Source organism: Sphingobacterium sp. UBA865 (genome assembly GCF_002295765.1).
Classification (GTDB): domain Bacteria; phylum Bacteroidota; class Bacteroidia; order Sphingobacteriales; family Sphingobacteriaceae; genus Sphingobacterium; species Sphingobacterium multivorum.
This window is the reverse complement of the sequence record NZ_DBGB01000012.1, coordinates 133,598-156,919: the sequence shown is the minus strand read 5'-3', so window position 1 is coordinate 156,919 and position 23,322 is coordinate 133,598. Positions and strand designations below refer to the sequence as shown.

Below are 23,322 nucleotides of genomic sequence, written 5' to 3'. Positions count from 1 at the left end.
TTTCAACATGTTTTTTCGGGGCTACCTGTTTATCGGGGCTACCTGCTTGGCACAAGGAGGAAACAATATTCATTTCCCAATCTTCATTGGACTGGGAAATGAATGGAGGTTGTTAAGCGCTCTTTTTACTGCTGATCCAATACTGCAATAACATAGATGAAACAACCAAAAACAGTCCAACATAGAAGGATAGGTTTAATTCTCTTGCTTCATTAAGAAGTAAAAATGCAATCAAAATAGCATATACTGGCTCAAGATTTAAGCTTAAGTTCAATGTAAATGCTGATATCTTCTTTAAGATTTCTGTAAATGCGAGATAGACTCCCACAGTGCAACATAAAGATAGGATGATCAGATAGAAAATATCCAGGGCATTGGGAATGAAAGTGCTGATTGGATAGTGCTGAATGTAAAAAGGAAGTAGACATGCCAGCCCTATTGTTCCACCGATCATTTGATAATAATTAATGCATATTGCATTGTACTTTTTGGTCAATTTTTCATTGTGAACCGCATAGAGTGAGGCAAAAGCCGGAGAAATTATCCCTAAGACTATGCCAAGCTGGTGTGAGGTATCGAAGTGAAATATCAGTGCTATCCCACACAACGTAAGTCCACTCAACAGAAGTTCAGACAATCTAAATTTCGTTTTATTGATCATCGGTGCAAAAATAGCGGTAAAAAAACTTGCCATACAGTAGCAGATCACGCCGATGGAAATGTTTGAATATTTGATGCTAGCATAGAATAATAGCCAGGATGCTGTCAATAGTAGCCCATTTTTTGCAATATGCAGTTTCTCTTTGAAAGTAAAATCTGTAGGTATTTTATACCATTTTAGAATAAAAAATAGGATAACGGCAGCTAAAAATACACGGTACCATGTGAGTATCCCCTCGTTGAGTGAAATCACTTTTCCAAATACGCCAGATAGTCCCAGGCACAGCACAGCAAGGTGCAGCATGAAATATGAATGTTTCAAAAGAAATTGTCTTCCAGTTCCGTCCAATAAGGACGAAAGATGTTAAATAATAAAATTGATAGAAAATAAGAAGCACAGCAAATCGGTCCATTTCTGGTATTGGGCTTCAGTAATATCGGGAAAAAATATTACGCTACTGGAGGAGGAAGACAACTCGTTCTATTCATCATATTTGTATTTACCCGAAGATAGGGAATTTTGGGCGCAGCTGCAAAAAAGTAATGAAAAAGCCCCTAGGAAGTTTTTGCTTCTAGGGGCGTATATTTATTCAGTTGCCTTTATTTTGTGCTTTTTATTTTCTGCTTTTATGGCGTATTTGGCGGTAAAGTATCCGTTCCGCCCCCCAGTGCACGGTAAAGATCTATGGCCGCATTGAGCTTTTCCCGTTTTACTGTAATACGTTCCAAATCATTTTGAAGTGCATTGTTTTGCGCAGTTATCACTTCCAAATAGTTTGCCATCCCACTTTTGTAAAGTAAGGCCGCATCAGCGGTGGCTTTGGCGAGGGCATTTGATTTGGCGTGGATAAGTCGCAGGCGCTGTTCTGTATGTTTGATTTTTGCCAAGGCATCAGAAACTTCCGAAACTGCGACCATAACCGACTGTTTAAACTGCAAAGCTATCTTTTCGCGTTCGATGACCGATATCTCATAGTTTGTTTTCAAGGCCCCTTTCTGAAAAATCGGTTGAGCAATATTCCCTGCTATTGTTTTCACAATAGAACCCGGTAGATCAAACCATTTGCTAAATTGAATGGAGTTTGTACCAATGGATGGAGTCAAGCTTATGGAGGGGTACATTGCTGCTTTAGCGAGTCCCATTCTGCTTGTCGCAGCCACAACAGCGTATTCAGCTGCTCTGACATCTGGTCTGCGGCTTAATAGTTCGGCCGGTACCCCTGCGGCAAGTCCGTCTCCAACAATCGTATCATCTAAACTTGCTGTACGTTGAATGCCCTCGGGGAAACCTCCGCAAAGAATGCTCAGTGCATTTTCTTCGACCGCCATATTTTGATGGGCTAGGGGAATTAATAATTCAGCAGTTTTCTTCTGAGCTTCGGCTTGCTCCACAGCAAGCGAACTGACCAGTGATGAGTTGTATTGCAAACGTATCATATTCAGTGTGCTATCGCTCAATTGAACATTTCTTTGTGCAATCTTAAGCTGTTCATCCAAAGCAATCAGATTGTAATATGACTGGATGACCTGTACAATAACCCGGGTTTTCAAAGCCGATAAATTTTCCTTTTGGCCAAAAAAATTGGCCAAGGATTCTTCTTTTTGCATTTTTACCTTTCCCCATATATCGGCTTCCCAAGACAATCTGAGCGTAGCACTATAATCGTCCATATGAGGCGTCCCGATAAATTGGTCACTTAGTGAGCCATTTAAAGAGTTGCTCGATAACCAGGTTCTACTCGCTCCAATACTTAAATCAGCTGTCGGTAGTAATCCTTTCTTAGACTGCTTGTACGCGAGTTCCAATTGTTGCATGTTCAGGAGTGCTACATTGACGTCCGTATTATTGGACAAAGCCTTTTCAATGAGTGATGTCAACAGGGGATCCTGTACAAAGTTACGCCAGGATAGCTGTAGCGTATCAGACGTCACGACAACCTCGCTGTTTTTGAAATTTTCGGGCATTGCTATCTCCTGACGGGTGTATTTTTTGCCCACGCTGCATGCGGACAACAACAGGGTAGTGCTTGCGAAAATTGTTATATAGTGATGAAATCTTTTCATTTTAATCGTTTGTATTGTGTACTGTATTGTCCGTAAGTTTTTTACCCGAAACTTTTTCTTGCAAATATTGGAATACCAGGTATAGTAACGGTATAATGATTACCCCAAGGACAACACCGCTTAACATACCCATTGCTGCTCCGGTACTGATGGAATGGTTACCTGTGGCCGTTCCGCCAGTCGCAAACATTAAAGGTACCATACCGGCAATGAAAGCCAATGAAGTCATCAGGATTGGGCGTAGACGAGCTCGTGCCCCCTCTAAGGCCGAATCAATGAGAGAGGAGCCAGCTCTTCTTCGCTGTAATGCAAATTCGACAATCAAAATGGCATTTTTTGCCAAAAGACCGATGAGCATGATCAAGCCGACCTGGACGTAGATATTGTTGTCCAATCCAATGGCACGTGTTCCTAAGAAAGAACCGATCATCCCTGTTGGGATTGATAATAAGACGGCAAGAGGCAATAAATAACTTTCGTACTGTGCTGATAGTAATAAGTATACAAATAGCAAGCTTAATGCTAGGATAAGTACGGTTTGATTGCCTGAAGACTTCTCTTCCAAACTAAGTCCCGTCCATTCGTAGCTGTAGTCTCCCGGTAACTTGGTCAATACATTTTTCTCCAATGTTTCCATGATCGCACCATTACTGATGCCAGGCGTACTAACAACGTTTATTGTGAGTGAATTGTATAAATTATAACGTGTTACCGACTCAGGACCATACACTTTACGAAGTGTGACCAAGGTATTTACAGGGACCATTTGGCCAAGATTATGCTTGACAAATATTTCGTTGAATGCTTCTTTATCGGTTCTATAAATGCCATCAGCTTTAACTGCTATCCGATAGAATTTACCGAAACGATTGAAATTCAATGATTGGTCACCCGCAAAGTAAGTTTGAACGGACGAAAGCATTTCACTGACATCTACGCCAAGTTGGGCCGCTTTGTCTTCATCTACTTCTAACTCCATCTGTGGATAATCTGCTCTGAACATGGTATAGGCAAATTGCACTCCCGGTTGTTTCATAATCTGCGCAATAACGGAGTCGGACATTGCTTTGAGCTCTACCGGCGATTTACCAGCTCTGTCCTGCAAAACGAGTTCCGCGCCATTCATCATACCATAACCATCAACAGGAGGGGAGCGAAATGCCATTGCGTTACCTTCTTTGACACTGGATAATTTTTGTGAGATAACTTGGTGAATCTGATCAATATCGTTCATCTCACCACGTTTCTTTTTATCTTTCAAGCGTATAAATCCTGTCGCATAGGCTGCGCTGGAGTTGTTACCGATCATATTGAATCCAGTAATACTTGTATGGCTTTCAATCGAAGGGATATCGGCCAGTAGTTTTTCGATTTTTTCTACTGCTTTTGTTGTTCGGTCCAGTCCCGTTCCTGGGGGCATTTCCAAACTGTATACGACAAAGTTATCATCTTCCATTGGTACGAAACTTTTGGAAGTGCTTGTCATGAGGTACCCCGCAACGCCAATTGTAGCCAGGATCAAAAGTGACGAAATCCATTTTTTCTTTGCAAGGAATTTTAATGAACCAACGTATCGATTGGTCATGTTTTCGAAGCCTGCGTTAAACGCTTTGAAAAAACGCTGAGAAAAGCCAGTTTTTGAGGTCTGTCCATCTTGATTTTCGGCGTGTGTATTTTTAAGTAATAATGCACATAGTGCAGGTGTCAGCGTCAATGCATTGATCGCAGAGATCACAATGGCGATCACAAGAGTATAGGCAAACTGTTTATAAAACATGCCCGATGAACCTGTCATAAATCCAATGGGAATAAAAACTGCACACATCACCAAGGTAATGGAGATTACAGCTCCCGTGATTTCACTCATGGCACTATGGGTAGCCTGTTTACCTGTTAAATTGGAAGTCTCCATCTTTCCATGTACTGCTTCGACAACGACAATTGCATCATCGACAACAATACCAATGGCGAGTACGAGGGCAAATAACGTCAATATATTGATGGTAAAGCCAAATACGAGCAAGAAGAAGAAGGTACCTACGATAGCTACAGGGACTGCAATTGCTGGAATAATAGTCGATCGTATGTCTTGTAAGAATAAGAATACAACGAGGAAAACCAAAATGAAGGCTTCAATTAATGTCGAGCGTACTTGGGCTGTACTTTCATCCAAGCGCTCCTTGGTACTGATCAATTTAAAAATCTTGATTCCAGGAGGGAATGAGCGTTGCGCTATTTCAATCTGTTTGTCGATTCCAATTTCAATTTCATTGGCGTTGGAGCCTGATGTCTGGAATATACCGATGGTGACGGTATTGAGACCGTTATTTTATGAATTACCGCTATAGCTGATCGAGCCAAACTCAATACGTGCCACATCCTTTAAACGTACGATCTGGACATTATTGTTTTTAACGATAATGTTTTCATACTGCTCTGGAAGATTCTTTTTCCCCTTATAGCGTATAACATATTCAAGAGGTGCTTTTGATTCTTCACCTAATTTTCCAGGTGCAGATTCCAGACTTTGTTTGGAAATTGCAGCGATGACTTCTTGCGGCACAAGTCCATAACTTGCCATTTTTTGCGGATTCAACCATACACGCATCGAATAGTCTTTGGAACCAAATACCATCGCCTGACCGACCCCGGGAACACGCTTGATCTGTGGGATCAAGTTGATGTTCACATAATTCTGTAAAAATAGTTCATCATATTTTTTATTATCTTCTGTATAGATATTAAATATCATGATCATACTATTTTGTTGCTTGGAGGTCGTTAATCCCATCCGGACAACTTCCTGTGGCAAGATCGGAGTAGCCTGTTGTACTCTGTTTTGCACGTTGACGGCTGCTTGATCTGGGTTTACACCTGCTTTAAAGACAATGCGCACAGAGAATGTACCATCGTTACTTGCAGTCGATGTAATGTATTCCATGTCCTCCACACCATTGATTTGTTCTTCAAGGGGTGTAACAACTGATCTCAATACTGTTTCACTATTTCCTCCGGGATAGCTTCCGGTAACTTGGACCGTGGGCGGGGCGATATCCGGGAATCGCGTTTGGGGCAGCCTAAAAAGACCGATGACCCCCAGTATGACAAATATGATCGATATAACAGTTGCCAAAACTGGCCTGTCAATAAATTTCTTTAACATTTTAGTATAATTTTTATAAAGCTTTTAGTACCATTTTTTAAAAACGCATACGGAACGTATAGGCGTGTTACCGCTCTTTGGACGTTGCAGCTTTTGCCATGATTGCTATTGCCTAGATTTCTCCCAAATATTTAAAAAGGAACTTTTTCAGCAGCTCTGTCGTTGCTATCTACGCTCCATCTGGTTACATGGTGGATTTTTTAGTCGGTTGAACTTGCATTCCATCGTTAAGCATGTCAATTCTATTCATAACGATTTTTTCACCAGCTGTAAGTCCTGATTTAAGTAAATAGGCGTTGGCGGTATTTCCCGCAATTTCAATCTGTTTCATGGAAATTTTGTTCTTTTCGCCAATAACATAAACGAAGTAGCGATCTTGAATATGCTTGACAGCCGCCATAGGTACCAACAATACGTTTTCGTGCGCTTTTTTCAAGATTACTTTGGCTGAACCACCCGAACGGAGAATTTTATCAGGGTTGGTGAAACTTGCTTTAAGTGCCATGCTTCCGGTTGTTCTGTCGATGTTACCACTGGCTAATTCTACTTTCCCCGAATGGTTGTATGCCGTTCCATCAGCTAGTAATAGCGTTGCTTGTTGATTGGATGATTTGTTATTCTGATCTTTGATAAAGGCTATAAAATCGGCCTCACTCAATGAAAAATACACATTTACGGTATTGATTTCAGATAGCGTTGTTAACGGTGTCGCATCTGCTGCGGTAATTAAATTTCCGATCCGATTAGGAATACGGCCGATATAACCACTCACTGGTGCATTGATCAACGTAAATTTGGCATTTATTTGAGATGAACCGAGTGCAGCTTGTGCTTGCGCTACCTGTGCTTTAGCTGCGGCATAATTGGCCTCTGCAGTTTTTAACTGTAATTCGGTATACACTTTACCTTCAACAAGTGGTTTGATTTTTTCAATCTCCAATTTCGCGTTTTGTTCTGCCGATAAAGCAGCTTGGTAAGCTGCCTTGCTGTTGTTTACTTGTTCGTTGTAGACATCAGCTTTTATTTTGAAAAGGGGTTGACCCTGGGATACATAGTCTCCTTCTTTGACATAAATCTGATCCAGATATCCAGTTACTTGCGCTTTGACATCGACGTTGACGGTCCCCTCTAATGTACCAGGATATTTTTTTTCGGTCTCCGCGTGGGTAGGAGATAATTCGATAAAGTCAACAGTAACTGCCTGCTCTTGCGGTTGATCTTGGTTGCCTCCACAGGACGATAATAATGCTGCTGCTGTAATAAGTGTAAGGAAAGGTTTTAAAGTCATCGTTCTTTGTGCCATTTTATCATTTTATAATGAAACAAAGAAAAGAATTCTTTTAAGCCATAAGGCAAAGAAATCTACCGAGACGTTACAATTGCTTACTGAAACGTCACAGTGGTGAGCTGAATTTTACGATATTAAATGGTACGATCCAATTGTGTCGAAGATATTGGGCTTATAGATTAACATCCCTTCTTCATCGCGAAAACTTACTTTACCTTTCTGACGAAAAAAGGAGCAAGCGGATCAGTTTTAACATTAATAGTCTAACCAATTTTTTAGCAGTTGAGCCTTTTCTCTGCTCACAAGGATTTCCACTTGATCGTTATGTTTAATTTCTATTTTTAGTTTTCCGTTGAAGTGGTTATGTAATCTTTTGATCGCATCTATATGTACAATGAATTGCCTGTTGGCGCGAAAAAATACTTTTGGATTCAATTGCTGTTCGAGTTCTTCCATTGTTTGAGGGACAATTTCGACAGTACCACATTTGAGTTGCGCATGGGTAAGTTTAAATTCGGAGTAAAAGTATAATATTTCTTCGACGAGAATGGTCTTATAACCGTCTTTGAATGGAATTAGAAAACGTGAGCGAAAATCTTTTGGATAGATAAAATCCAATAAACCTTGAAGCGGTTGTTGGTTGATCTGGAGATCTTTTTGATAGTCAAGTTTTTGGATGGCATTTCCCAGCTCTATTTTTTCTACAGGTTTGAGCAAATAATCTATGCTATTGAATTTAAAAGCCCTCACAGCGTATTCGTCAAATGCTGTTGTAAATATGATTGGGCAGTCTATTTTTATAGTCTCTAATATTTCAAAGCTTAAGCCATCGGATAAACGAATATCCATCATGACCAGGTGGGGAAGTTCATTGCTATTGAACCAATTGATGCTATCCGCAATATTATCAAGTACATCCAAAATAATGATGGATGGTTTTATTTCTTTCAAAAGTCGCTTTAAACGATCGGCATTGAGTTTTTCGTCCTCGATGATTAATACTTTGGTTATATTCATTATGCTTGCGCTAAAAGTGGGAGGATAACGTTAAATGTTTTGCCATCATTCTTTATTTGCAGTTTTAAGTTGGATAGCAAATCGTATCTTTTAATGATGTTTGAAATTCCGATTCCCGATGATTCGGATACATTCTCAATAGGAATTAATATATTTTCAACAACAAGTTGATTCTGGGCGTTGGTGTAGACTTTAATTTTCAGCGGTTTTCTCTTATTTGTCTGATTATGCTTTAATGCATTTTCTACCAATAACTGTAAGGTAAGAGGAGGTAATTGGCAATTGCGTTTGGCGGGATTGACGTTTATTTCGAAGTTTACCCCATCGCCAAATCGGTTTTTGATGAGAAATATGTATGAATTTAGAAAGTTGAGTTCTTCTTCGAGTGAGATAATGTCCTTTTTGGAATTGACAAGAAGGTAGCGATATATTTTGGAGAAGTTTTCTGCATATTCATAGCCTAATTGTTGGTCTTCGAGGATGATTTCTGAGAGCACGCTCAGGTTATTAAAGACAAAATGGGGGTCGATCTGTAATTTTAACGATTGAAGTTCTGTTTCAAGAATGACCTGATCAAGCTTTGCAGCGCGCATGGATTCATTCTTCCAGTTGGTGATCAAATGACTACCAATATTGATCCCCATGATCATCAACGCAATCAATACACTGATTGTAATGTTTTGAATCATCCCCCTTTTTTCCTCCAAAGATGGGGCTATAGTAACATTTTGAGGTCCAAAATAATATTTTGAAATCAGGTACTCCAGAAGTAAATTGATAAAGAGTACTGCAAAAAGGTTGATGACGGTTTCAAGTAGAAGTCGCTCTGTCGGACTATCTTTCCAGGTTAAGAACTTATTAAGCTTGTCATGGACAATGATACTAAATTCGGAAATGATAAAGCTATAAATGATCGTAAATGTCCATTCACCGAGTATTTCAAACATATTCCGTTTAAAATAGCCATCCCAGCAACTCGAGAAAGGATCAATAATATAGGCAACGAGATAAATAAGCAGAAAGGACAGAAAGGTAAATATCAGCCTTTTTTTATTTGTACTAATTAGAGTCTTATCGTTTTTATAGATCGCTATATCCTGCATTCTTTTAACTTATCTGTATCGGTGAAATCTATGCAAATTTCGTAATTCCTTTTAGTATTGGACGACAAATTTCTGCTGAAGCGTATAAAGCCCTGACTGAAATATCAATTTGATGCACTCAGGCGTATATTGACGAAGGCTGATAGATGATCTAACCTTGGCCTATCAGTGTATAATTCATAATGAAATCCCTGTGATATTTTTTTAATATATTGTAAATCTTGTAGTTATCTTTTGTTTTATAATCATTTGATCTAATCGTGTCAAAGAGTGACTTTGAATATGGAATTCGTTTTTAGCGATAGACAGAAAGGCTTGACATCATTTCGTCAAGCCTTTCTGTTTTATTGTGGTTACTATTTTTTCGATGTGTTATCTAATAAATTATTTTGGCTCTTGATGAGTTGTTGGTGTATGGATGATATCGAAATAGATCGTTTTGTCATTAGCGTTTGGATAAACTCTATAAGTGAATTCTTTCTTTGTTAATACCGTAATATCAACCACACGAGTAAACAACGTTTCTCCAGCAGCATTTTTAGCAACAATTGTTCTCGTTTTACCATCTGCAGATACGGTCCAGTCGCCGTGCATTTTTGGAGAATTGTCAAGATTGAACATTGTAAAAGTACCATCAGATTTGAAATAAGCAAATCCTACAAAATTTGCCACGTTAGCATCTGTTAATACTACACTTTCACCTTTATTATTCTTTGCGTTTGTTGTTTCCCATGGCGTACTGGCTAATATTTCGCTTGGGGTAAGCTGGGGTTCAACAACAGTTTCATCATCTTTACTGCAGCTCACCGCTACTAATGTGCTTAAGGCGATACATACCGCTAGTGCAATCTTTTTTAAATCTCTCATTTTATAAAATTTATATTATGAAACAAAAGTAATCGCATTGGTTCAGTTGCATTTGTCTCTTTTATTCCAAGGTTTGAAGGATTTATAAATTGAATGCGATCGGGTTGTTGAAGAAATTCTAAAAAATAGAAAAAGCTTATGTATTGCCTGATTTGAAGTTTGCTTTACAGGGCGTTATGTTAAAGGTGGTGTAAAAATGAACTTCGGATAAAAATAAAACAGGGGACCCTAAGGGCCCCCCATCTACCAGATATGTATAATAAAATTAGAAAATTGCTTTTTATACCGTATTAGTTATTGCTCCATCCACCTCCCAATGAGCGGTATAGATCAACAACAGCAGAAAGCTCCGCTTTTTTTACCTGAGCAAGTTCGAGCTCACTTTGTAAGATATTGCTTTGCGCTGTGATTACTTCCAAGTAGGTGGCCATTCCTGTTTCAAACAAAAGATTGGCATGCTTTGTCGCTTGCTTTAAACGCGTCGTTCTATCCGAAGTAATCTTTTGTTTTTCTTTCAATTTTTGAATTGAAATTAAAGCATCGGATACTTCCCCAGCGGCTGAAATTACTTTTTGCTTGAAGATCAATACATTCTTTTCTTGTTCGACACGCGCCAGCTCATATTGCGTTTTTAATTCCTTGCGTTGGAAAATAGGTTGTGTAATACTCCCTGTAATTGCACCAAATAATGACGCGGGCAAGTTGAACCAATTACTTGCTTTGAATGCGTTTACGCCAGCTTCGGCACTAATCACCAAGGAAGGATACATGCGCGCTTTTGCATACTGTTGATAGGCCTGTGAAGTTGTAACAGCTAGTTCGGCCTGTTTTACATCCGGACGGTGGCTCAACAAATCAGCTGGTATGCCAGTTGCTAGCTCTTCGGGGAACTGGATGTCTGTCAATTTCTCCGCTGTCTTAATCTCTTGTGGGAGTTTTCCGCTAAGAATCTGAATGGCATTTTCCTGAATAGTGATCTGCCGTTCAAAGTCAGGGATTAACGCCGCTGCGGACAATCGTTGCGCATCAACCTGTTCCAACGCAAGCAGCGTAATGTCACCAACTTCATATTGCTGTTGGACGATGCGTAAGGTTGTATCGCTTAATTGCAAGTTTTGTTTGGCAATATCACGCAATTGATATAGCATCAGCAGTTGATAGTAACCTTGTGCAACTTGTGCAATTAATTGGGTTTGAATTACTTTTTTAGCTTCTTCTGTCTGCAGATAGGAAGCTAAAGCAGCGATATTTTGATTTTTGATTTTACCCCATAGATCGGCCTCCCAGGATAAACCTAAGGATGCCGTATAATCCTCCACATGATGTTGGCCTAAAAACTGTCCGAGGCTCAATCCATTCATACTGTTATTGGATGGATTGGTGCTATTTCCCCTGATCTGTAGCTGGGCTGAGGGAAGATAGTTCGCTTTTGCTTGTTTCAGGCTAAGTTGAGACGCTTCTATGTTTTTCAGTGCTAGCTTCATATCTAAGTTATGTTGTATTGCACTGTCAATCAATGTCTGTAGGATTTGATCTTTAAAAAAATCACGCCATGGAATAGAGCCAATGCTAGTTTCCTGCGGAGCTTTAGCTTGGTCGCGGTACTGTTCGGGTAAGTTAGGGGCAAGGTGTTGATTGCTGACCAACTTATCTGTTTTACAGGACCATGCGACAAAAGATAAGATGAAAACCGTCAGTAACTTTGCTTTACTATTCATATATTTAAATTTTGTCATGATATACTAATTGTTTGTATGCACGGGTATTTCCAACGAAGCGGTCTCGCTTTCATACTGCTTTTGCTTCGGGACACCAGCTATTTTCTCTTGGATAAATTGGAAGAAAATAAAGAGAATCGGGATAATAAAGAGTCCTAAAACTACTCCGGTGAACATCCCACCCGCAGCGGCAATACTGATGGAATGATTTCCTTGAGCAGACGGACCTACGGCTGTCATCATTGGAATCATACCAACAATAAAGGCTAAAGAAGTCATGATAATAGGCCTCAAACGTAATCTTGCGGCTTTAAGTGCAGCGCTAGGAATCGATAGCCCCTGTTTGCGCCCCTGAATAGCAAATTCCACAATCAAAATGGCATTTTTGGCCAGTAAACCAATCAACATGACAAGTGCAACTTGTACATAGATGTTGTTGGCGATATCAGTGAAGCTAATTGCTGCAAAGACGCCAAATATGCCGGTTGGAATGGAGAGAATAACCGCTAATGGAATGATGTAGCTTTCATATTGTGCCGCAAGCAAGAAGTAAACAAATATCAGACAGAGAATAAAAATCAATGTAGACTGTCCTCCGGAGACAATTTCTTCCTTGGTCATACCTGAGAATTCATAGGTAAATCCAGTAGGCAATTGTTGTTTTGCAACTTCCTCAACTGCACGGATAGCGTCTCCAGAACTATATCCGGGTTTTGGTATTGCATTTATGCCGATTGAATTAAACAAGTTGTACCGCGATGCTGTTTCCGGTCCATATACACGTTCTAATTTGACTAATGTATTGATGGGAACCATATCACCTAATCTGTTTTTTACAAAAATACCGTCCATTGAAGTAGGTTCACTTCTATCCTTGGCATCAGCTTGGACCATCACACGATAGTACTTTCCAAAACGATTAAAATCTGAAGCTTGGGCACTACCAAAATAGGCCTGCATGGTTTGTAATATACTTTTTGTGCTTACGCCAAGTTGCTCTGCCTTGATATCATCTACCTGGAGCTCATATTGTGGATAATCCGCTTTAAAGGTTGTGAAAGCCATCATGATTTCAGGACGTTTCATCAGTTCGCCAATAAACTTCTGGCCTACGCCACTGAATTTTCCAAGTTGTCCACCGGTTCTGTCCTGCAATACCATATCGAGACCGTCAACATTACTGAACCCTGGTACTGTAGGGAAGGTAAAGACAAAGAAATTTGCACCTTTGATATTTGCCAGGCGTTGATTCACATCGGCCATAATCGCATTGATGTCTTTTATCTGACCACGTTCTTCATGTGGTTTAAGGAGGATAAATGCAACACCCGCTGAAGGACTTGTGGATTGTGTTAAAATATTGAAACCAGCAAGTACATTTAAAGTTTTGGTAAAATCAGCATGTTGAAGTTGCTTCTCAGCTTCGGCTAATGCCCCAGAAGTACGATCTAACGAAGCGCCTGCAGGCATAGATAAAGAAATGGCAATAAATCCTTGGTCTTCCGACGGAATAAATCCAGTAGGTGTTTTACGGATCATAAATATTGTCAAAAGTAGGGTAATCGCCAATCCTGCAAATGCAACCCACTTGTAACGGATCAAGAAGCGTAGACTACCTAAATAGTTTTTAGTCAACCGGTCAAATCCAACATTGAATCCAGCAAAGAAACGTTCCTTGAAATTAAGTTTCTTAGCATCAGAATGACCATGATGCGTTGGTTTTAAGAAGAGTGCACATAACGCAGGACTTAGTGTCAAGGCATTAATTGCTGAAATAACGATTGCAATCGCTAACGTGAAAGCAAATTGTCGGTAAAACACTCCGGTAGAACCTTCCATAAAGCCGATGGGAAGGAATACGGCAGACATCACCAATGTAATCGAGATAATTGCCCCGGTGATTTCGCTCATGGCAGATGTTGTAGCGAGCTTAGGTGGGAGATTTTCATGTTCCATCTTGGCGTGCACTGCCTCGACGACCACAATTGCATCATCGACGACAATCCCAATGGCGAGCACCAGGGCAAACAAGGTCAATAGATTGATTGAAAAGCCGAAGAGCTGCATGAAGAAAAATGTTCCAACGATGGCTACTGGTACTGCAATCGCTGGTATTAATGTCGATCTAAAGTCCTGAAGGAATAGAAAGACAACTAAAAATACCAATATAAATGCTTCAACTAGTGTATGTTTTACTTGGTCAATAGATTGATCAAGTGCATCTTTTGTGTTGTATAAAACGAGATATTTGACACCTTTCGGAAAGCTTAAAGAGGCTTTCTCCATGAATTTTTGAATCGCGATCTGAATTTCATTTGCATTCGAACCTGCCAGCTGCATTACCCCAATATTCAATCCTGCTTTGCCATTGATACGGGTGTGGCTCGCATAGGTATAGGATCCCAGTTCAACACGAGCGACGTCTTTGAGTTTAAGTACTGAACCGTCAGTGTTGGAGCGGATAATAATATTTTCGTAGTCACTTGGTTGGTTGAGTTTACCTTTATATTTGATCACAAATTCAAAAGCTTCACGGCTGCTCTCGCCGAATTTACCAGGAGCAGCTTCAACGTTTTTATCTTGAATTGCAGCCATAACTTCCTCAGGCGTTAGTTTATAGGTCGCCATTTGATTTGGATTAAGCCATACCCGCATGGAGTAGTCTTTGCTACCACCAAACGCCAATGCTTGTCCAACACCAGGTATCCGTTTCAGTTCGGGAATAATATTGATTTGCGCGTAGTTGGTAATAAAGGTCTGATCGTATTTACTCTGATCTTCCGTATAGAGATCCAATACCATGATCAAGCTGTTTTGCTGTTTTGCTGTTGTAATTCCGGCTTGTACAACCTCAGCGGGCAATTGGCTGGTTGCCTGAGCCACACGATTTTGGACGTTCACAGCAGCTTGGTCAGGGTCAGTGCCAAGTTTAAAATATACGGTAATCATTAACGAGCCGTCGTTACTGGCAGTAGAGCTCATGTAGCTCATATTTTCAACACCGTTGATTGACTCTTCGAGTGAGGGAGCTACGGCACGGAGTACCGTTTCGGCATTTGCCCCAGGATATAATGCCGTTACTTGCACCGCGGGCGGTGCAATATCGGGAAACTGCTGCAAAGGCAGTTTAAGGATACCAATCACCCCCAATATGACAAGTAATATGGAGATAACGGTAGCAAGTACAGGTCTTTCTATAAATTTCTTAAGCATGTGATTTTCTAATATTATAATGAATTGATGCTATCCCTTGATAAAGCTTGTGGCGTAATTTTCTGCCCATCCTGAAGCAGGTCAATGCCTTTGTAGACAATCCGATCTCCCGCATTCAGTCCTTTGCTTACGAGGTAATTTGCACCACTTTTTCCGATGACAGTAATGGGCTGTTGAACAACTTTATTTTCTTTGCCAACGGTGTAAACGAAGATTTTATCCTGCATTTCAAGGGTAGCAAGTTGAGGTACCAATAATGCTTGTGCATACTTCTTCTGTAGTCTTACACGGCCGGTATTTCCGTTACGTAAAACCCCTTCCGGATTGTTGAACGTCGCGCGGAGGGTAATCGCACCGGTATTTTTGTCAAACTGGCCATCCACCATATCAATTTTTCCTTTCTGATCATAAATTGTCTGATCCGAAAGAACTAAGCTGATCGGAGGTAGGTTGTGAAGCTTTTGTTGTAAATTACTACCTTCTGTATTGTTTTTGAATGCGATAAAGTCATTTTCTCCCAATGAGAAATAGACATGGAGATCCCTTACATTTGACAATGCTGTAAGTGGTTGGGAGTCTGTAGGTCCCACCAAACTCCCTTGTTTGCGCTGCAATCTACCGATGTATCCTTCGGCTGAAGCCCGTATTAGCGTGTATCCGACATTGATTTTTGCCGTTTCAACCGCCGACAGTGCCAGTTGTACATTTGCTCTAGCGGCGTTACGTGCGCTAATTGCAGTTTTTAACTGAAAGTCTGTCAGTACTTTGGTGTTCACCAGCTTTGTTTTCTTTTCCACTTCTAACTCGGCGTTTTCCAAGGAAGCTTTTGCTGCTAGCAAATTTGCCTTCGCTTGATTTAATTGTTCCTGATAGGGGCGGTCGTTAATCTTAAAAAGCGCCTGACCTTTATTTACTTTAGCACCTTCATCGACATAGATGTTTTCCAAAATCCCTTCGACTTGTGGCCTGATCTCAATATTGGCCGAAGCTTCAATAGTTGCTGGATATTCTTGATAAACCGTCTCGTTACCATTCTCGATGGTAACGACCGGAAGGTTAACCGGTGGTGGATCAATGGGTTTGCTCGTGCCTGTTGAACAACTATATAGAAAGATTGCACTGAGCACATATGCAGTCTTTACGATATTAATTCGTTTAACACTGTTAAGTGTTGGAACGTAAATCCTTTTAAGACTTGGTGATAGATTTGTTTTCATGTGATATTAAAAATTGAAGTTTTGGTATATTTAACGGTGTTAGATTTCTTAACGTTGTATTTTTTGGTGTAAAAAAATTAATCAGTCAGGGAGCGTGTGATGCCGTAAATAGCATCCTTTAAAACCTCTTGATTGGTATTGTCGCCATTGCCTTGGTTTACCAAATTGATCGAAATCAATCCATGTATAATTGACCAGTACGTAAAATACTTCCTGCAGATCAATTCTTCGGATGGGTTTTTCTCTTTCATGATTTCACGGATGACATCACTTATCAATTTTCCATGGGATTCAGCACATTTATAGGTTTTTTCAAAACCACAACAGGCCGTTCCCACACCGAACATTAATTGGTACAATTCGCGTTCTTCGAAGGCGAAATCCCAATAGCTAAACCACATTGCTTCTAATTGTTTCTCCAAATCGGTTTCAGTTGATTTGGCTTGTTTTACTTTTTTGGCAAGCAGGAGATAACCTTGGTTAGCAAGCTCCATCAGAATGGCATCTTTATTGGCGAAATACTCGTATATCATGGGGGCAGTATATTCGATGATATCTGCAATTTTGCGCATACTCAAGGCCTGCCATCCTTCTTCTTTGACGATTTGGAGCGCAGCATCTAGAATATTAGTTCTATTCTCATCTTTGAGCCGTTGTATGCGTTCTTTGCTACCCATGCTAATGCGTAAATAATTTAACAGTGTTAAGCAAAAGTGATACTTTTAATTTTATTTATTGACATCTAAAAGTCATTAAATAAAAATGTATTATTTTTTCTGCTCGGAAGAAGTGTTTTCATCGTTCACAGCGCGGGTTATAAGCTGTTTTATGCGATTCTTTTCTTTGTCAGTTAGAGGAAGTGCCTGTTCGATGATAGGGAGGATTTCCGTGCTTTTTTCCGACTGCAATAACAAGTCGATGAAACCGAGATAGGTGCGGATAAGGTCTGTTTTAATGCCGAAGAAAATGCGTGGATCTACAATAAATAGTTCCTGTATTAATGCTAACAATAGGTTTTTTCTTTTTTTATCTTGTTCCGAGCTGCTATATTCGGGCAATAGGCCTTTTCTTTCTAGATCTGTTAATTTTACCGCGACAGCGTGCTCTAGTACATATTTTTTTTGCTTTCTATCCAGTAAATCACGTAACTCAGCATGTAAATTCCGATAAATAACTTGTTTGGCCTTCCCCGAGAAAAGATTATCTTCTGTAGATAGGAGGATATCTTGTTGTTCAAAATGATCAAAGAAGGTAGATTCAACATAGACGGAGTGGTGGAAATTGATCGCGTTATTGTTGAAACTGCTAAGTACTTTGGCAATTTCCTTTTTATCGCTATTCAGAAAATAATAATAATATCGATCACCAATTTGTTGGTTCCAGCGAATGTAATTGATGGTAAAATGATAAGAAGTATCACGATCAGGGCTATAGCCTGTCCAAGAAAGCTGGTCTGTCTCTTCGATTAAATGGTCATAAGCTAATAGCTTCCCATTGACGCGTATGGCGTAATTCCTATCCTTATTCAAGTAGAGAAACCAGCCAAACTCTTGTGCGAGGAAATTGTTAAAGTCGTCGCTTTCAAAAAATGTAGCATTAAGTCCAAAAACGCCTTCAAGAGTAACTTGCGTTCCCGTATTTTTAGATTCTACCAGCCTGCTTTCACTGATATCGTATTGCTCTTTACTTTCGCGATCAATTTGAATTCGGTAGCTTGAGAAATATTCATTCTCCTGAAAAACGGTATCCCAAATCGCACGTGTTGCAAAAAGCGAGAAAGAAAATCGACCCTTTCCCTTTTTTCCTCTGGTATAGGAGCTCCGTTTGAGACTATTTTTTTTTATAGAATCCAAAAAGTTTCCAAATGAGGAAGAAAGTGTCTCTAGGGGTATGCCTTCGCCATTGTCCTGTATGCTTACACGATTAATGTAGCCTAATTCATTACTGTCTATAGAGAGTTCAATCTGTGTGGCTTTTGCATCAAATCCATTCCAGAAATATTCAGCAATGGCATGTTTAGGGTCTTTGGGAAGTCCTGCTGATTCGATACTTTGGTTCGTTATTTTTGTGCTTTTCTTCATCATAAAGACGGTTTAGCTTAAAACTTGTATAAAACAGATGGAAATAATTTGGTCGATTAATTCCATTTCAATGTACGCTATTTTTTAGATCTCTGGATTAGAAATGTGAAAAAATAAGCAAGTCCAAAACAGATAATAAGATCGAAAAGAAAATAAATAGAATTGAAACTACTTCGATTCTCAGGTTCCACTGAGCGCTTGCCACCCATATATTCATAAAAAGGAAATGGAAAACCCAATCTGTCATTTCCATCGGATATGCTATCGCATTTGGCGAAGAGAATGGTAGTCGTGACTGTTATTACACTAAAAATTACCCAGGTTTTTTTTGGGAAATTTGAAACTATCTTCATGGTTATAGCTCTTTAAGTTGTTTAAAATTACATAATATCATGCGGAGATGTATATTTCTGATTCGTATCAATATGGCTATTTAACGCTAAAGCTGATGTGTTGATATAGAAATTGCTTTTTTGAGTAGAAATATATCTAAATTTAGTCTATGCTTATAGAAACTTTAAAAAACCTTTTCCGACGGGACTTAAACAGGCTGCGTGATGAAATTTCTTTGTACAAACAGGAAGGAAATATATGGCTTATTGAACGTGATATTTCCAATTCAGCTGGCAACTTATGTTTACACCTGATCGGAAATCTTCAAACATATATTGGTGCTGAAATAGGCAAGACGGGGTATATCAGAGATCGAGCGGCTGAGTTTTCGTTAAAAGACATTCCTCGAACACGATTATTAGATCAGATAGATGATACGATTGATGTGGTTACACGTTCTCTGGATCTGTTGTCGGAGGAGAACCTTTTTGAGATATATCCCATACTCGTGTTTGAGGAAAAAACAACAACGCAGTATTTGCTTGTTCATCTGACCACCCATCTAACTTATCACCTTGGCCAAATAAACTATCACCGGCGACTACTGGATCAACCTGAGGTATAGTTAATGTATTGGTAAACCTATTCTTGTTCTAAAACATAGGAAACAAATTTATAGTATGGACATAAGAAAAGCGGTATTATCTGATGCTCCGGAGCTCGCAACCTTGACCGAACTGCTGGGTTATCCAGCCGATATTGAAGGAACGAAAACTATTTTGGAGGATCTGTTGCGGTAGCAGGAGTATGCTGTATTTGTGGGGATTATTGATAATAAAACAGTTGGCTGAATTCAACTTCATCAGGTCATCAGTATGGAGACTGGTGTTTATGTAGAAATCATTGGCTTGGTTGTCGATGAAGAATATCGAGGGTTAGGCCGATTATTATTGCATGCGGCATCCGATTGGTCTAGGTCTGTCGATTGCTACCGTTTGCGTGTAAGATGCAATATCATTCGGACCGAAAGCTATAAGTTTTATCAAAATAGTGGTTTTATACTAAAAAAGGAGCAGAAAGTTTTTGATTCTTTGCTTTAAAAGGTGAACTTTAGCCCAATTAGATATCGAGACCATCAAACATTCTACCTGTATCGACTGTTGATTTCTCGAAGACCCGACTTAGATAAAATGAGAAGAATCTTTACATTAATTGCCTGTTGCTGTGTTTTTAATTCGCATGCGCAGCGTATGGACAGTATTACCACGGTGATCGCACCTGAGTATGACCGAGTGGGGTTACTGCATCGATTTTGGCTTGGAGATAGTTACCGTAAATTATATAATACTCCTGTTAAGATGCGTGTGATGGATCTCGCTACAGAGCGGGGCGGGCTTCAGATTGTTAAGTTGGGTGGTGGCATGCAGACACAGTCACTTCGACTGGTAGATTCTATGGGTAGGGAGTGGGTTCTTAGGTCTATTCAGAAATACCCTGAACGTAGCCTACCGGAAAGCCTTCGAAAGACATTTGCAAAAGATATAGTACAAGATCAGATTTCGATACATCATCCATTTGGTGCATTGACCGTTCCGCCATTTAATAAAGCCTTAGGTATTCCTTCAGCTTCGCCAGAACTGGTTTTTGTAGGAGATGACCCTAGGTTCGGCGAGTATCGTGAGGTATTTAAAAATAGGGCCTATATGTTTGAGGCGCGTACCCCTTTTGAGGATCAAAAAACGGATAATAGCGCAAAAGTCATGCGTAAAGTGTTGGAAGACAATGATACACAAATTGATCAGAAGCTCACACTACGTGCACGATTGTTAGATTTTACGTTGGGCGACTGGGATCGCCATCAAGACAACTGGCGTTGGGACCCTGAAAAAGAAAAAGGTAAAAAGATCTATACGCCTGTCCCTAGAGATAGGGATAAGGTGTATTATAAAACTTCGGGGGTATTTCCAACATTACTTTCCTATCAATGGTTGAAGGCCCATTTGCAACCCTTTAGTCCACATATCCGAAATGTGCCCCATTGGAATTTTAATGCAAGTACTTTTGATCATTTTTTTCTCACGCATCTTACGGTGGACGAGTGGATTGACGAAATACAATTTGTTCAGAAAACATTGACGGATTCGTTGATTCATCAGGCTATGTTAACGATGCCTGATACCATTGTGAAAATGAGCGCGAATGAACTGGAAACAAATATTCGTTCAAGAAGGGACGAACTGATGGAAAGTGGATTAACCTACTACCGATTTCTAGCCCGTGTCGTTGAACTACCATTGTCCGCCAAATCTGAATTTGTAGATGTCGATTACAATAGTGATGGTTCGGTCACTGTCAATATCCATAACAAGAAAAAGGATGGCACCGAAGGGCGAAAATTGCTAAAACGTACTTTTGTACCTGATCAGACCAAAGAAGTTCGCATATATGGTATATCGGGCGTTGATGAATATAACTTCCATGGATCGGGCAAATCGCCCATAAAGTTTCGGATTATTGGTGGTGATGGTCAGGATTTGTACCGTACAACAGACAAATTTGCCAATGGCAGCAAAGTTTATATTTATGATGGTAAAGACCAGGTTCAGGGTACTATCCAGGTTGATGATGCTATTCATCTGAAATTGAGCAAAGACAGCGCTGTCCATACGTTTGACTATGACAATTTTGTCTATGATCGTAAAGGAGTTGTTTTTAATTTGGACTATGGCGTTGACCGCGGACTTATTTTTGGACTGGGGTATATGATCGAAAATCAAGGATTCAGAAAAAAACCTTATGCGTATAGGCATCAGTTTCTTGCCAGTTATTTGACCGGTCGCGAATCATTTATGTTTGATTACAAAGGTAATTATAAGGAACTCATTGCAGGGCATGATCTTTACATTCATCTTTCATCCCTTGGGCCCAAAAACCTGAGCAACTTCTTTGGGTATGGAAATAATACCATTTTTGATAAATCGGATTCAAAGCGCATTTCCTATTACCGAAATCGATTTGATCTTGTGAATGGTGATATTTTTCTAGAAAGATACCTAGCCCCCAAATTCAAGGTTTTCTATGGATCCTCCTCCGAATATTATAATAGTAAAGAATTAAATAATGTTGGACGATACTTTGAAGAGTTTCATGAAAAATATCCTTCGGAGCCTATCTACGGTAGTAATTTTTTCACTGGGGTCACCACTGGTATAGATTACGATACCCGCGATAATATCAGTAATCCAAAATCGGGAGTACATTTTCACACTAGATTGGGGTGGAATGCTGAAATCGGAGGGGAGGGCCGCAACTATACAAAATTACAGCATTCCATGAGTTTTTATAAAACGGTTGCCGACAACTATATTACTTTTGCTAATCGTGTGGGATTTGATGCGGTATGGGGAGATCCCTACTTTTATCAGCACGCACAAATTGGAGGAGAAATGAGCTTAAGAGGGTATAATTCTCGGCGATTTACTGGGAAAACAGCGCTTTATAATAATTTTGACATGCGATTGAAATTATTTAGCTACTCTTCTTATATCGTTCCTGGAACAGTCGGGGCAATTGGTTTCTATGATGTAGGAAGGGTCTGGATGAGTCATGAAAATTCCAATGACTGGCATATGGGATATGGTGGCGGAATTTATTTTATGCCAGGAGATCTATTAACTATTCAAGGAGTAATAGGGTTCAGTAAAGAAGCAACCTTGCCCTATCTCCGAATTGGACTTTCTTTTTAAAGACCTAAAACGAAGCTTTTAAGTATAAAATGAAATCGGAGATCAAAAAAAAATTAGATAGAAATTTTGCTGAGCGGAGATTACGAAATAGCAACATCGATTTATCTGTGCTAAAACACTATAAGAGTTACGCAAAAACTTTTGCCGACATTCATAACGGTATAGTCGTACTGAGTGACCTGACGGCAAACTGGAGTTATACCTATATGGGGACAATTGCAGAACGACTTTACCTTCCTTCATATGACAAGAAGCTGGAAATAAACGGTATTTGGGAAGATTTTCTTCTCGAACGTGTTTACCCCGATGATTTGGCCATTAAGCATGCTTTGGAGCTTCAATTTCTCAACTTGGTCAAAAAAAAGGATCTGGCGGAGCGATTCAATTATCAAGCAAACAGTATACTTCGGGTCGAAGGGAGAGAGGGGCAAATCATCCAGCTGTCCCATCAGATTTTTTACTTGGACACCCCAGGACCGGAATTCCCCCAGCTGGCTTTATGCTGTTATACCTTACTACCAGAAACTGAAACTTCAATCAATCTTCGAAATTATATCCTCAATCAGGTAACAGGCGTAGTCCATCACTTAGATGGCTATGGTGCGAAAACTTCGATTAGTACACGAGAGAAAGAAATTTTAAGCTGCATCAAGGAGGGGATGATTAGTAAACGAATTGCCGAAAAACTAGGGTTGAGCATTAATACCGTTAACAGGCATCGGCAAAATATACTCCAAAAGCTTCGTGTACGAAATTCATATGAAGCAGTGAGTGTGTTTAACAAGATGCAGCAGGACATACTGACTTAAGATGACGCCCGTCTATGGGGCTGTCTTAGACGGGCGTCGATAT

General features: G+C 39.8%; 15 protein-coding genes and 1 pseudogene. 4 read left to right on the top strand and 12 right to left on the bottom strand.

Features of this window, described 5'->3' with window-relative positions:
• Positions 1-112: 112 nt before the first annotated feature.
• The 12 genes and pseudogenes from B2O97_RS06040 to B2O97_RS05985 form a co-directional block, all read right to left on the bottom strand.
• A complete protein-coding gene (locus B2O97_RS06040; protein ID WP_286767122.1) occupies positions 113-964 on the bottom strand; it encodes a DMT family transporter in 852 nt (283 codons plus the stop codon).
• A gap of 323 nt (positions 965-1,287) precedes the next feature.
• Positions 1,288-2,724, bottom strand: a complete 1,437-nt coding sequence (locus B2O97_RS06035) for an efflux transporter outer membrane subunit (protein WP_286767121.1) — start codon at positions 2,722-2,724, stop codon at positions 1,288-1,290.
• A gap of 1 nt (position 2,725) precedes the next feature.
• Positions 2,726-5,887: pseudogene (locus tag B2O97_RS06030) on the bottom strand (efflux RND transporter permease subunit).
• A 184-nt stretch (positions 5,888-6,071) separates the two neighbouring features.
• Positions 6,072-7,190: an efflux RND transporter periplasmic adaptor subunit gene (locus B2O97_RS06025; RefSeq protein ID WP_286767120.1), complete on the bottom strand. Its 1,119-nt coding sequence runs from the start codon at positions 7,188-7,190 to the stop codon at positions 6,072-6,074.
• Positions 7,191-7,430: 240 nt separating this feature from the next.
• On the bottom strand, positions 7,431-8,192 hold the full coding sequence (locus B2O97_RS06020) for a LytR/AlgR family response regulator transcription factor (RefSeq protein ID WP_286767119.1): 762 nt from the start codon (positions 8,190-8,192) through the stop codon (positions 7,431-7,433).
• Positions 8,192-9,295, bottom strand: a complete 1,104-nt coding sequence (locus B2O97_RS06015) for a sensor histidine kinase (protein WP_070565481.1) — start codon at positions 9,293-9,295, stop codon at positions 8,192-8,194. Before B2O97_RS06015 ends, B2O97_RS06020 begins: the two co-directional genes overlap by 1 nt.
• A gap of 384 nt (positions 9,296-9,679) precedes the next feature.
• Positions 9,680-10,162 (bottom strand): DUF4822 domain-containing protein, encoded by a 483-nt coding sequence (locus tag B2O97_RS06010; protein ID WP_070565479.1) that lies wholly within the window; start codon positions 10,160-10,162, stop codon positions 9,680-9,682.
• Positions 10,163-10,452: 290 nt separating this feature from the next.
• Positions 10,453-11,880, bottom strand: coding sequence for an efflux transporter outer membrane subunit (locus B2O97_RS06005; protein ID WP_070565683.1), 1,428 nt, complete (start codon positions 11,878-11,880; stop codon positions 10,453-10,455).
• Positions 11,881-11,904: 24 nt separating this feature from the next.
• Entirely contained in the window at positions 11,905-15,093 is a 3,189-nt protein-coding gene (locus B2O97_RS06000; RefSeq protein WP_070565477.1) for an efflux RND transporter permease subunit, read from the bottom strand.
• 14 nt (positions 15,094-15,107) lie between these two features.
• Positions 15,108-16,310 (bottom strand): efflux RND transporter periplasmic adaptor subunit, encoded by a 1,203-nt coding sequence (locus B2O97_RS05995; RefSeq protein WP_115045755.1) that lies wholly within the window; start codon positions 16,308-16,310, stop codon positions 15,108-15,110.
• Between the two features lie 77 nt (positions 16,311-16,387).
• Positions 16,388-16,987 (bottom strand): TetR/AcrR family transcriptional regulator, encoded by a 600-nt coding sequence (locus B2O97_RS05990; RefSeq protein WP_046674552.1) that lies wholly within the window; start codon positions 16,985-16,987, stop codon positions 16,388-16,390.
• A gap of 90 nt (positions 16,988-17,077) precedes the next feature.
• Positions 17,078-18,394: an ATP-binding protein gene (locus tag B2O97_RS05985; RefSeq protein WP_254667697.1), complete on the bottom strand. Its 1,317-nt coding sequence runs from the start codon at positions 18,392-18,394 to the stop codon at positions 17,078-17,080.
• A gap of 499 nt (positions 18,395-18,893) precedes the next feature.
• Between B2O97_RS05985 and B2O97_RS05980 the strand changes: the two genes are divergently transcribed.
• The 4 genes from B2O97_RS05980 to B2O97_RS05965 all read left to right on the top strand — a co-directional run bounded on the left by B2O97_RS05980 (position 18,894) and on the right by B2O97_RS05965 (position 23,279).
• Positions 18,894-19,349: a DUF1572 family protein gene (locus B2O97_RS05980; RefSeq protein WP_070565471.1), complete on the top strand. Its 456-nt coding sequence runs from the start codon at positions 18,894-18,896 to the stop codon at positions 19,347-19,349.
• A 250-nt stretch (positions 19,350-19,599) separates the two neighbouring features.
• Positions 19,600-19,824: a GNAT family N-acetyltransferase gene (locus B2O97_RS05975; protein WP_286767118.1), complete on the top strand. Its 225-nt coding sequence runs from the start codon at positions 19,600-19,602 to the stop codon at positions 19,822-19,824.
• Positions 19,825-19,914: 90 nt separating this feature from the next.
• On the top strand, positions 19,915-22,470 hold the full coding sequence (locus B2O97_RS05970; RefSeq protein ID WP_070565467.1) for a BamA/TamA family outer membrane protein: 2,556 nt from the start codon (positions 19,915-19,917) through the stop codon (positions 22,468-22,470).
• Between the two features lie 29 nt (positions 22,471-22,499).
• Positions 22,500-23,279: a helix-turn-helix domain-containing protein gene (locus B2O97_RS05965; protein ID WP_286767117.1), complete on the top strand. Its 780-nt coding sequence runs from the start codon at positions 22,500-22,502 to the stop codon at positions 23,277-23,279.
• Positions 23,280-23,322 lie beyond the last annotated feature (43 nt).